This is a genomic window from Penaeicola halotolerans, assembly GCF_016464625.1.
In the GTDB taxonomy this organism is placed as follows: Bacteria; Bacteroidota; Bacteroidia; order Cytophagales; family Cyclobacteriaceae; genus Penaeicola; species Penaeicola halotolerans.
This window is the reverse complement of sequence record NZ_JAEAGO010000001.1, coordinates 600,061-612,923: the sequence shown is the minus strand read 5'-3', so window position 1 is coordinate 612,923 and position 12,863 is coordinate 600,061. Positions and strand designations below refer to the sequence as shown.

8 protein-coding genes are annotated in these 12,863 nt (G+C 37.2%); all 8 read left to right on the top strand.

All coding sequences use genetic code 11. The annotated features are described in order from the left end of the window. Nucleotides 1-2 precede the first annotated feature (2 nt). Nucleotides 3-1,247: a restriction endonuclease subunit S gene (locus I5349_RS02730; RefSeq protein ID WP_226389195.1), complete on the top strand. Its 1,245-nt coding sequence runs from the start codon at nt 3-5 to the stop codon at nt 1,245-1,247. After that, nucleotides 1,226-2,269: a RhuM family protein gene (locus tag I5349_RS02725; RefSeq protein ID WP_226389194.1), complete on the top strand. Its 1,044-nt coding sequence runs from the start codon at nt 1,226-1,228 to the stop codon at nt 2,267-2,269. Before I5349_RS02730 ends, I5349_RS02725 begins: the two co-directional genes overlap by 22 nt. Nucleotides 2,270-2,423: 154 nt before the next feature. Further along, nucleotides 2,424-4,460 (top strand): AAA family ATPase, encoded by a 2,037-nt coding sequence (locus I5349_RS02720; protein WP_226389193.1) that lies wholly within the window; start codon nt 2,424-2,426, stop codon nt 4,458-4,460. Continuing rightward, a complete protein-coding gene (locus I5349_RS02715) occupies nt 4,460-5,332 on the top strand; it encodes a DUF3226 domain-containing protein (RefSeq protein WP_226389192.1) in 873 nt (290 codons plus the stop codon). The genes I5349_RS02720 and I5349_RS02715 overlap by 1 nt, the downstream gene beginning before the upstream one ends. A 4-nt stretch (nt 5,333-5,336) precedes the next feature. Then, complete coding sequence (locus I5349_RS02710) at nt 5,337-8,291, top strand: type I restriction endonuclease subunit R (RefSeq protein ID WP_226389191.1); 2,955 nt, start codon at nt 5,337-5,339, stop codon at nt 8,289-8,291. Then, on the top strand, nt 8,291-10,390 hold the full coding sequence (locus tag I5349_RS02705) for a Piwi domain-containing protein (protein ID WP_226389190.1): 2,100 nt from the start codon (nt 8,291-8,293) through the stop codon (nt 10,388-10,390). Before I5349_RS02710 ends, I5349_RS02705 begins: the two co-directional genes overlap by 1 nt. A gap of 30 nt (nt 10,391-10,420) precedes the next feature. After that, the gene (locus I5349_RS02700) at nt 10,421-11,248 is read left to right on the top strand and encodes a helix-turn-helix domain-containing protein (RefSeq protein WP_226389189.1); all 828 of its coding nucleotides are present in this window, start codon (nt 10,421-10,423) and stop codon (nt 11,246-11,248) included. A gap of 149 nt (nt 11,249-11,397) precedes the next feature. Further along, a complete protein-coding gene (locus I5349_RS02695; protein ID WP_226389188.1) occupies nt 11,398-12,855 on the top strand; it encodes a DUF6265 family protein in 1,458 nt (485 codons plus the stop codon). Nucleotides 12,856-12,863: the final 8 nt, after the last annotated feature.

The following is a 12,863-nucleotide window of genomic DNA, read 5'->3' as shown; positions in this document are numbered from 1 at the left end:
TTATGATAGTAGAAAGTAATTACATATCAATATTAACAAAGCACTTACCTGCTCATTGGGACTCATTTAGAATTGGGAGCGTTTTTGTTGAACGTACAGAAAAAGTGAGTGATGAAGACTATGCCCCTCTTTCTGTAACAATGAAGGGTGTTGTGCCTCAATTAGAAAATGTTGCGAAAACAACAAATGGTGAAAATCGAAAGCGAGTTTGTATAAACGATTTTGTTATCAATAGCAGAAGTGATAGAAAAGGCAGTGGCGGTATGTCAAAGTATGATGGTTCAGTTTCCTTGATTAACACGGTATTGAAACCGAATAAAAAATACGACAATAGGTACACCAATTATCTACTTACAAATGTTCTCTTCCAAGAGGAGTTCTACAAGTTTGGAAAAGGCATAGTTGATGATATGTGGAGCACCAAGTATTTCGATATGAAATACATAAAAGTTCCTTGTCCTCCATTAGATGAACAAATCTCAATTGCCAACTACTTAGACAAGCAATCCAAAAAAATAAAACACTTCATCCAGAAAAAGCAAGCCTTTATTGAGTTGCTGAAAGAGCAACGTCAGGCGGTAATAAACCATAAGTTAATTATTGAAGATCGAAAGGTAAAAATCAAGTACTGCGTTACAAAGATTGGAGCTGGCGTAACTCCTACGGGTGGAGCTACAGTGTACAAGAACAGTGGTGTCATCTTTTTAAGAAGCCAAAATATTCATAATGATGGCTTGAGACTTGATGATGTTGCTTTTATCACAGAAGACATTCACAATAGTATGAATGGCTCCCAGGTCAAAAAAGATGATGTTTTGATAAATATCACTGGTGCTTCAATTGGAAGAACTTATGTATTTGAATTAGACGAAGAAGCAAACGTCAATCAACACGTTTGCATTTTGAGACCAATCAAGGATAAAATCTTACCAAAATTCTTGATGCTTCAATTGCAATCTGATGTGATTCAAAATCAGATAAAAACTATTGAAGGAGCTTCCAGAGAAGGTTTAACGAATAGTACTTTAAAAAACTACTATATCTACACTCCTTCAATTGAACGCCAAATGGAGTTAATCACAGAGATCAAAACCGAAACCGCCAAAATAGACCAAGCCATTGCGAAAGCAGAGAAAGAAATAGAACTCATCAAAGAGTATCGGGAAGCCATGATAGCCGAAGCGGTGTTGGGGAAATTACATCATAAAATAATAAAGCCGGAAGTATGTCAAACGACAAGCCTGTAAAACCAACTAATGAACTGAGCGAGTTTATTTTATACACCGCCCCTTCGGGTGAAGTGAAGGTGGAGATTTATGTGCAAAACGAAACCGTTTGGCTTACACAGCAAAAAATAGCCGACCTCTTTGGGGTAGCCAAATCTACTATCAGTGAGCATCTTAGCAATGTCTATGAGAGCGGAGAGTTGGAAAAAGAAGCAACTGTTCGGAAATTCCGAACAGTTCAAACGGAAGGCGGCAGAGAGGTTGCCCGAAACTTAGAGTATTACAACTTAGACGCTATCATTTCGGTAGGTTACCGGGTAAACTCTGCCAAGGCAACCCAATTCCGTATATGGGCTACCAAAACCCTGAAAGAATACATCATCAAAGGGTTCACCCTCGATGATGAACGCCTGAAACAAGGTAAAACCCTGTTTGGCAAGGACTATTTCAAAGAGTTATTGGAGCGGGTACGCTCTATCCGAGCCAGTGAGCGAAGAATTTACCAACAAGTGACCGACATCTTTGCCGAGTGTAGCATCGATTACGACCCCCAATCGCCCATTACAAAAGAATTTTATGCTACGGTTCAAAACAAATTTCATTATGCCATCACAGGCAAAACAGCAGCCGAAATCATTTTCCTAAAAGCCGATAGCAAAAAAGAAAACATGGGCTTAACCACCTGGAAAAATGCTCCTGAAGGCAGAATCCTGAAATCGGATACCAGCATTGCCAAAAACTACTTGCAGGAAAAAGAAATCAAACAATTGGAACGCACCGTAACCGGCTACTTTGATTACATAGAAGGACTGATAGAAAGAGAAAACACCTTTACCATGGAGCAATTGGCATTGAGCGTCAACAAGTTTTTAGAATTTAACGAATATAAGGTATTAGAAGGATCGGGTAAGAAATCTAAAAAGCAGGCCGAGAATAAAGCCCACTCCGAATACGACAAGTTTAACAAAACCCAAAAAATAGAATCTGATTTTGATAAAATGGTGAAGGGATTGAAGAAAGGGAAGAAATCAAAAGATGATTAATAATTTCCAGAAGAAATGCTGAGAAAACGAGAATTAAAGGTTCACACTAAAAAAGAAATGGAACATGCCAAGTAAACGGATAACCAGACATATCGACCGTCTCATACTTGATCCTAACAACTATAGGTTCAAAGACAGACCAGAATACAGACCTGTGGAACTGGAAAATGTTGCAGACCCTCGTGTACAACAGAGGACGCTAAATTTTATCCTTGGCAAAAACAACAGTAATGTAAAGGACCTGATAAGCAGCTTCACTACCAATGGCTTTTTAGATATTGACCAAATACAAGTAACAGAAGTTGGTGAAAATTTCTTGGTACTTGAGGGAAACAGACGAATTGCCACCTTAAAGTATCTATATGACGAATTTAAAAAAGGAAATGATGTCGGTCGTCTTTCAGAATCAGACTTTAAAAGTGTCAACCTTGTATCGATAGAAGACGAAGAGCCAATTCAGCATTTAATCTCAATGGGGCTTCACCACATTAGTGGTAAAAAGAGATGGAATGCCGTAAACGAATCTCAATTAGTTAGTGACCTCATCAGTAACCATAACAAAACAGAACAAGAGGTCTGTGATGCGCTTGGTATATCTACAGTAAAACTGCGTAGAGGTCTAAGAACACTTAGCCTCATCCAACAATACAAGCAGAGTGACTATGGTGATCAATTTGAATCGCCCATGTACACCATTTTTGAGACAGTTATTTCTACACCTGAAATGCGAAGCTGGATTGAATGGAGCAATGAAGATATGACCGCTCATAATGCAGTAAACCTAGAAAGACTGTTTAGCTGGATATCTCAAAGCGAAGATATTGAAATTGATGAAGATGGTAATGAACGTATCTCAACCAAAGAGGCCATTATCAGCCAATACAGACAAATCAAGGAGATTGCAAAGTTTATTAACGACCCTAGAGCAATAGAACTTATGGAAGAAAGCCGCAGCATAGCTGAGGCTTATTCCTACAGTGATGTAATTGGCGAGAATAGACTAAGAAATGCTTTAGATACCCTTCGCAAAGAGGTACAAGTCGCTTTCAATTTTAGTGAGCATTTAACAGAACCTGATTATGGAGAAATACAGCGTCTAAAAGATAAGTTAGACCGATTGATACCTTCAAGTAAAGCAATTGTCGCTATCAACGATAAACGATTGGCAAGCTACTTTACTTCCGTTGAAAATCACTTCAGTGAAATATTCGTCCACAGTTACAGAAAGCTCCGTAAAATAAGAGTTAAGAACCTGTCTAAGGTCAACATATTTGTAGGTGGCAATAATTTAGGAAAGACATCCATACTGGAATGCTTTTACCTATTGAGCCAATTGAATGACATAAATGCGTTTCTGGACTTAGAAAAATACAGAGGTAAGTTCTATTCTGATTTTCATTCAAAGTGGATTCATAAAAACTTTCTTTCAGATATTGAATTAGAAGGCTCATTTAATGGAGCTGAAACCAGTCTGTTCCTTTCAAAAACAGAAACCGAGGAGAATATAGAAAAGTCTGGATACCTATCTACCATAGAATCAGAAGGCAAAGTAAACGACCTTACTTTAGAGAGTTCTATTCATCTATACACCAATAAAGCCCCGGAACTTCATTTCACAAAGTCTCAGGTATTGTGTCCAGCCACTTTTACAAGTCCTTTCAGATACAACACTGAATTGCTCAAAAAAGCCCACGCCAATGCGGTAAAAGAAAAATACTTTGACCAGGTGATAGAGTTCATACAAGTCAATTTAGACCCAAGCATTGAAAAGATTGAGATGATTAGTGATGAGGGTGAAAGCAGATTTATGGTTTCTTCCTCTCGCATTAATGAGGTAGTGGATATTACCAAATATGGAGAAGGCTTACAAAGGGTTTTCGAGATAGCCTTGTTAATGGTTTACAGCAAGGATGGGGTGATATGTATTGATGAGGTGGACAGTGCCATTCACAAGTCCTTATTGATAGAGTTTACCAAGTTCATCCAGCAAACAGCAGAGCAATTCAATGTTCAGGTTTTTCTTTCTACCCACAGCAAAGAATGTATTGACGCCTTTGTAAAGAATGATTACCACAATGATTTCATAAGAGCTTATGCCCTTTCGGAAGTAGATGGCGAAATAGCTTGCAAGTACATTGAAGGAGGCCGTTTAGAAAGATTAATTGATTCAATAAATTTTGATATAAGATAATGGCTCAGAATTTATTGTACATATTAACGGAAGGCTCCCATGATGCAGCATTTTTGTACCGCATATTAAAAGCGAACGGTCTCAAAAGAGAAGAAAAGAAAATCAATGAGTACCCGAATTACTTGGCTAATTTCTTTCTAAAAGATTTAAGCCTAAGTGATGTTGATTCGATTAACATACAAGAAGCTCGTTCTCGTTTTATGCCACAATATGTCATGGTTAAGGACTCCAACTATGTCATAATCTATACAGTTGGCGGAGATACATCATTAAAACGAAAGGAATTGCTTCAACGATTAAATGACTTGAATGAGCCTGATGAAGATCAAATTCAAGCGTTACCTGATACCACCATTTCAGTGCTTTATTGTTTAGATGCAGATGATAAAGGATATGGCCGGAGAGCGAAAGAAGTACTTGACGAATGTCAAGAGGTTTTCAAAAAAGCTTCTTTCGACCCTATACCAGACTTTAGTCAATTCCCCGTATTGGAGGACATCAAGATTGGCCTGTATGTGTTTCAAGAAGGTGAAACAGACTGTGGGAATTTAGAAGATGTTATCATTCCATTAATGCGTCAAGATAATGATGATATTTTCGGTGAAGCAGAAAAATTCCTAAGTATTCATACATCCTGCAATCTATTCAAAGAGAAGCTAACTTATGATGAAAGTGGCACTGTATTACTTAAAGTAAACAAAGTCAAATACAGTCATAAAAAATCATTAGTAGGAACTGTAGGACAGTTACAGAAATCGGGAATGACCAATACAGTTTGTATTGCCCAAACTGACTACTTAAATCAAGAAAAGATTTTAGCTAATGATGTTTGCAAACAAATATTCGCAACAATCAAGAAAGTTTTAGTGTAGAATTATGCATACAACAGATACATCAGAAAAGGGCTTAGAAACGATCATAGAAAAGCATTTAATCAATCACAATGGCTTTATTGCAAGCTATAGTGCCGACTATGACCGTGACCTCTGCATTAATGAAAAGCTGTTGTTCGAGTTTTTGGCAGCAACGCAACCTAATGCCCATGATACAATAATCAAAAGAGGCAAAGACAAATTCTTGAAACGCCTTTCTGACCAAATTCGTCAGAAAGGAATTATTGAAATTTTGCGCAATGGAGTCAAAGATTTGGATTTAAGAGTACAGCTCTACTTTAAAAAGCCAACCTCACTCCTTAACGATAAAGCCCAAAAGCAATACAGCAGCAATATTTTTTCTGTTACTCGCCAGTTGTACTACAGTCTGGAGAATAGCAACTCTTTAGACATGGTGTTATTTATTAATGGTTTGCCGTTGAGCACTTTTGAATTAAAGAACCAATGGACGGGTCAGAATGTAAAACACGCCATTCGCCAATACCAAACAGACCGAGATCCGAAAGAACCCTTGTTTGCCTTTGGTAGATGTATGGTTCACTTTGCCGTAGATGCAGATTTGGTTTACATGACCACACATCTCAATAGTTCAAAGACCTTTTTCCTACCCTTTAACAAAGGCAACAATGATGGTGCTGGCAATCCTGTTAACCCCGAAGGTTTAAAAACTGATTACCTATGGAAGGATATTTTAACCAAGGAAAGCCTGAGCAACATAGTAGAGAACTTTGCTCAAATTGTTGAAGAAAAGGATGAAGACACAGGGAAAATCAAACGCAAACTCATTTTTCCAAGATACCACCAACTCAGAGCAGTAAAAAAGCTACTGCGCCATTCCAAAGAAAACGGTGTTGGCCAAAAATACCTTATTCAGCATTCAGCTGGTTCAGGCAAATCAAATTCAATTACCTGGTTAGCACACCAGCTGGTGAGTTTACATGATAGCGAAAATACTGAGACCGTTTTTGATAGTGTTATTGTGGTGACAGACAGGCGTGTTTTAGATAAGCAGATTAGAGATAATATCAAACAATTTGCTCAGGTCAGCAGCGTGGTTGAAGCCATAGATAAAGGTAGCAGTCAATTAAAGCAAGCCCTTGAAGATGGAAAGAAAATTATTGTAACCACAGTGCAAAAATTCCCATTCATAATAGATGAAATTGGAACATTACAGGCAAAGAAGTTTGCAATCATCATTGATGAAGCCCACAGTAGCCAAAGTGGTGAAACGGCCAGCAAAATGAATTGGGTCCTTTCCGATAAAGAAGAGGCCTACGGTGAAGAAAAAGAGCCCCCTACATCTGAAGATATTATCAATGAATTGATTGAGAACCGTAAAATGCTTAAAAACGGTAGCTACTTTGCATTTACGGCCACCCCAAAAAACAAGACTCTAGAAACCTTCGGTGAAAAGACAGCCGAAGGTAAATTCATTGCTTTTGATAATTATACCATGAAGCAAGCCATCGAGGAAGAATTTATTCTTGATGTACTGAAGAATTACACCACTTATCAATCCTATTACAAATTAGATAAAGCGGTTGAAGATAACCCCGAGTTTGAAACTCGCCAAGCCAACAAGAAACTACGTGCTTATGTAGAAAGCCATCCTTTCTCCATCATGGAAAAATCTAAAATCATGTTAGACCATTTCCATGCGGATATTAGAAAGCTCATCAATGGTCAGGCAAAAGCGATGGTTGTTTGCAAAAGCATTAAAAACGCCATTCTTTACTATCAGGCTTTCAAAGAATACATGAAAGAAATAAACTCACCTTACAAAGCCATTGTTGCTTTTTCAGGCACAAAAGAAATAGACGGAGAAGATTGGGATGAGGCCAGATTAAACGGTTTCCCGAGCAATGACATTCCAACCGAGTTTAAGAAAAAAGAATACCGCTTTCTGATAGTAGCCAATAAGTTTCAAACAGGATTCGACCAACCGCTCTTGCATACCATGTATGTAGATAAAAAATTAGCGGATGTTCAGGCTGTACAAACCTTATCAAGACTCAATAGAGCATACAAACCTTACAAAGAAGACACATTTGTAATGGATTTCTTTAATACCACAGAAGATATTAAAAAGGCATTTGAGCCATTCTATACTACCACTATCCTTAGTGAGGAAACAGATGCAAACAAACTAAATGACCTACAGGATGCTTTGGACAAAGCTCAGGTCTATTCACAGGATGATGTGGTAAACTTCACCGAATTGTATTTCAAAGAAGCGGAAAGACAGGAATTAGACCCAATCATTGATAAGTGCGTTGCAGAGTATAAAAATGAATTGAATGAAGATGCCCAGATTGACTTCTATGTAAAGGCGAAATCCTTTTTCAGAATGTATGCCTTCCTTTCTAAGCTGCTTTCCTTCAATAATTCCTATTGGGAAAGGTTGTATTGGTTTCTAAAATTCCTGATTCCAAAAATCAAACCAGATGAAATTGAGGATTTAGCCAAAGGCATTCTGGAAGCAATTGACTTGGATAGTTATAGACTAACCCGAACAACTCAGGAAAATATCAAACTAAGTGGTAATGAAGAATTAGACCCTACACCACCAGTAATGAAAGGAACAAAAGGTGAGCCCGGCTTTAATGAGTTGGATGCTATCCTCAAAGAGTTTAATACAAAGTTTGGTATTGATAACTGGACTGATGATGATAAGGTAAAGAATTTTCTGTTTGAGCAGTTGCCTGCAGATTTTGCCCGTGATCAAGCTACTGTCAATGCCGTAAAGAACAGCGACAAACAGAATGCAAAAATAACGTCTGATAAAAAGGTAGAGGATTTGATGCAGGACGTCATTTTCCAATACACCGACTTGTATAAAAAATTCACGGACGACCCAGACTTCAAACGTCAGTATTTAGACTTTGTATTCGACAAGATTTGGAACCAACAATCTAATCTTCAAAACAGACCTAAATAATGCCTAAGCACTGTTTCAACATACTAACATTCAATCACCCGAGCAATTCGCTCACCTTCTATTTTTCGGATAAAGAGGAAGAAGGAACCACACGCATATTCCATGAATTGGTTCCTGATGAGGTCATTAATAAGTATGGGGAGCAGGAGCATTACTACACTTCGTTTTGCCAAGAAAAAGAAGGATTCATTCCGGTCACTAAGCCAACCATACCCACCTATGAGAAAATCACTACCGAAGAAGGAACTGAAAAATCCGTTCAGGTTTCAAATTCGGCATTGTCTTCATCTATTCTCAAACGCTACTACAATTCATTAATCCATAACCATTTCAAAACTAAGGGCTGTTTGGTCAAACCTAATTTTGTGAGAGATACAGAAGTTTGGCTAAAAAGTGATACCCAAGACAAAGAAGGAATCTATAAAACCTTTGATAAATTTACGCTTAGAGTCCAATTCAAAACAGTATCAAAGGAACTCGAATTACTGGTGACCTTTGAAGGCAAGTCTAAGATTTTTAAAACACCTGTATCGGCTTTATTTGAAGAAGTACCCCAGAAGGCTTTCAATTGGGTTGTTTTTGATAGATGCCTTTACCACTATGATGAATTACCTGAAGAGGCCAGAAGGCAATACGATCAGGTTTATCCAGTATGGAATTTTGACATTCGTGATGCACTCCACCAGTCCACTGAAGCACCTGACAAAACCAACAAGTACAAAAAATTTAAAATTGCAATAGATAAATTTAACCGCCAATTCTTAAATACCCCAGAATTTAAAGCAATTATTCCATTGTCTTCTAATGGATTTATTGAGGTAGATGAAAAAAGAATTGGTTCCGTAGAAAAAGCAAGTAATAAACTAATCTTTGGTGAGCAAAATCTTCATGTAGTCCCTTTCAGCGGAATATCTAAACACGGGCCATTTGCGCTTAGTCCAACTGTAAAAATCCATTTCTTTTTCATTCTTCATGAAGACGACAAAGAAGTAGCTGCTACTATTCATCGTTACCTTAATGGTGATTTCTCAACATTCAAAGGACTTACCAAATTCATAAGTATACCATATCATCCAGACAAAAGCCTTGCAATTTATTTTAATGACAGGGAAAATCCTTGGCCAGAACTCTACGACCAAATCAACGATAAAGACTTTGACCCGGACGTTCAGCATTTAGCAATATACATTAGCCCAATAAGCAAGAATGTACCTGTCAAATCTCAACGGTTAGTTTATTATAAGTTGAAAGAACTTCTTCTAAAAAAAGGCGTGTCCTCTCAGGTTATTGACCCCGAAAAGGTAATTACCAACGACAAGTATCATTACAGCCTTCCAAATATCGCTATTGCGATTCTCGCAAAGCTCAATGGCATTCCTTGGAGATTAAACACCAAGCCAAAAAACGAACTTGTAGTAGGTGTAGGTGCTTTCAAACATACTGATATTGACGTTCAATATATCGGCAGTGCTTTTAGCTTCTCTAATACAGGAAAATTTAATCGCTTTGAGTGCTTTCAGAAAGATCAAACAAAAGAGTTGGCAGGTTCAATCCTTAGAGCGGTTAAGGATTATGTAAGTGTAAATTCCCACATAAGTCGCTTGATAATCCATTTCTTCAAAGAAATGAGTCAGAATGAGGTTGAACCTATTGAAAAAGGATTGAAAGAATTAAAATTAAATATCCCAGTCTTTATTGTTACAATCAACAAAACTGAATCCTCAGACATTGTTGCTTTTGATATGGGATGGATGGACTTAATGCCTGTAAGCGGTACATTCATCAAATTGGGCTACAATCGATTTTTGCTTTTCAATAATACCAGGTACCCTGATTCGGAATTTAATTACCATGATGGTTTTTCATTTCCTGTAAAGCTCAAAATAACTTGCTCAAAGCCAGAGTTGGTTGAAGAGTATAAAACAGTCAAAGAGCTTATCGACCAGGTATATCAATTCAGCCGCATGTACTGGAAATCAGTAAGACAACAAAATTTACCCGTAACAATCAAGTACCCTGAAATGGTTGCAGAAATGCTCCCCTACTTTGAAGGCAACGAGATTCCTGATTACGGTAAAGACAATCTTTGGTTTTTGTGAGAGAAGGTATAAACAGAAAATAAAGCAGTTATGATTTTTGAATTTTACAATATAGAAAAACCCTTGACAAAATATGTAGAGAGCATATTTTACCATAAAGATTACATGCCTGAACACAGTATTGAAAGAGTGGTTCCTACCGGGCACATTTTTATTCTTTTTGAGCTTGACAATTTCCCAAGGCACACATTCGACCATAATCTTAAACCAAATGCTACATTTACTAAAGTTTGGGTGTCTGGAATAAACCAAAAATACCTCAACATCTCTGCCCATAAAAATTCCGAGATGCTTGTGGTTCAACTAAAAACATTAGGTGCTTATCCTTTATTCAAAATCCCAATCGAAAGTTTCAGTGAATCCATAATGCCAGCGGAGAATTATTTTGGTGATCAAATACTAGATATTCGTGAGACTCTACTTACCAAAAATTCGATAAACGATAAGTTTGAGATAATTAAAAATTGGTTACATAGCCTGATTGATGAGAAGTTAGCCCCATCAAAATCATTACTTGAAATGTTGTCTGTGCTGCAAGGTAACCCCTTCTCAAAGCATGGTGAATTAATTAAGGATTATCCAAACACTCAAAAGCATCTAATTAATCAATTCAAAAAATACAGTGGCCTTTCGCCAAAAGCACTGCACAAAATAATCAGGTTCAACAGCATCCTTCAGATCATTAATCAAAGCAAGGAAATTAAATGGACTGATATTGTTTACGAAACTGGTTACACAGACCAATCTCATTTCATCAAAGAATTTCAGGAGTTCAGTGGCTTTAACCCTTCCAAGTACATCAAAATGGGCTATAATGAATCAATTCCCAATTTCTTCCCATTAGACCCAGAAGGTTAATTTTTTACAATACAAGAGGTTTTGGTCTAACTACCTTTACAACTCTCTGAACTCTTTGGATTAGAGTGTTTGAGTATTTGAAAAGCCTGCATGAGCCTCTAAGTGCCAAGGATCTTGTAGGTCATTAAAAGCACTAATCATCAGATTTTATGAAACGAAAACTGTTTTTAGCTAGCATATTCTTCCTCCCATTATTGGGGAATACGCTTTTTGCTCAAATCCACATATCAAATTTCCTTCAAGGAACTTGGAAAATGGAAAACCGGGAAACCTATGAGCATTGGAGCAAATTAGATGATTCAAGCTTTAATGGTTTTTCGTATCAATTAAAAAATGGAGAAATGAAAGTCTCTGAGTTCCTTACAATCTCTTCAAATTCCGACAAAATAATTTATACCGCAACGGTTATTAATCAGAATCAAGGTAAAGGTATTCCATTTTCACTGACGAAATCAGATAGCGCCTATGTTTTTGAAAATCCTTCTCATGACTTCCCAAAAAGAATCGTTTACCAACCTTTAAATCAAAATCAAGTAAAAGTCACTGTTTCAGATGGAGGCAAAAAGGGCTTTTCATACATTTTATCTAAAGTCACAAATCAAGTTAATATTTCCAATTCCGCTAATAGCGCACAAAGTAAACAAGCCGCTATACCAACTCAATTGATGGAAAATTGGAAAATTCTCACCAGTAGTTCGGGTATCTGGACTACAGACAATTCTAAATACAAAAGCCAAAATGAACCTTATAATCAATACCAACTTCAATGGAAGTTTGACGAAGGTAGAAACTCTTTAACTGGAAAGTTATACGGTATTCAAGAAGGTGAAGAAAAAGTGGAATTTTGGCATTTTAATACATTCTGGGATGCTGTAAAAAGGAAAGCAATTGTATTTCAAATCAGTCCAAATGGTTCCTACGGTATAGCAGAATCAGAAATGCTCTCAGACTCAATAGAACAAAGTTTAGGAGTTTTTCATTATAGCAATGGCCAATCAGAAAGTTCAAAGCACCAAAGCATTACTAAACCAACTGAGCATATTACTACTTCATTCACAATGGATGCAAGTGGCAATTGGCTCACAAACAGAACTTACAAATGGTATCCTACATCTCAATCAGACAAGGCTTTTAGCCAGGTGGATACATTGCAATCTGGAGAATTGATATTGAAACAGGAAATTACTCTTAACGCTCCGGTTGAAAAACTTTGGAATGCTTATACTACTGCTGAATCTTGGAAAGAATGGGTAACTCCTATTGTAGAAATGGATTTTAAGATAAACGGAACGATAAAATCCCACTATGACCCCAAAGCAAAAATTGGTGACAAAGGCACAATTGTGATTCACATACTGAATTACATTCCTAACAAACAGATAACCATGCAAGCAGAGGTTGCCGAAAACTTCCCTGCGTTCATGAAAGGCGAAGAAAAGAACCTTTATAGCATAGTTGAGTTTTCAGCAATAAGCAACAGTACAACCAAAGTAACGCTCTATGGTGTAGGTTATAAAAATGAACAACGCTGGTTGGACTTACTGAAATTTTTCATTCAGGGTAATGAAATGACTTTGAACAATCTAAAGAAGTTTGTAGAACAATAAATTGAAAA

Excerpts from the sequence above, each read along its gene's own strand:
- I5349_RS02700 (WP_226389189.1), top strand. The coding sequence starts at position 10,421 with ATGATTTTTGAATTTTACAATATAGAAAAACCCTTGACAAAATATGTA.
- I5349_RS02705 (WP_226389190.1), top strand. The coding sequence starts at position 8,291 with ATGCCTAAGCACTGTTTCAACATACTAACATTCAATCACCCGAGCAAT.
- I5349_RS02710 (WP_226389191.1), top strand. The coding sequence starts at position 5,337 with ATGCATACAACAGATACATCAGAAAAGGGCTTAGAAACGATCATAGAA.
- I5349_RS02695 (WP_226389188.1), top strand. The coding sequence starts at position 11,398 with ATGAAACGAAAACTGTTTTTAGCTAGCATATTCTTCCTCCCATTATTG.
- I5349_RS02725 (WP_226389194.1), top strand. The coding sequence starts at position 1,226 with ATGTCAAACGACAAGCCTGTAAAACCAACTAATGAACTGAGCGAGTTT.
- I5349_RS02715 (WP_226389192.1), top strand. The coding sequence starts at position 4,460 with ATGGCTCAGAATTTATTGTACATATTAACGGAAGGCTCCCATGATGCA.
- I5349_RS02730 (WP_226389195.1), top strand. The coding sequence starts at position 3 with ATGATAGTAGAAAGTAATTACATATCAATATTAACAAAGCACTTACCT.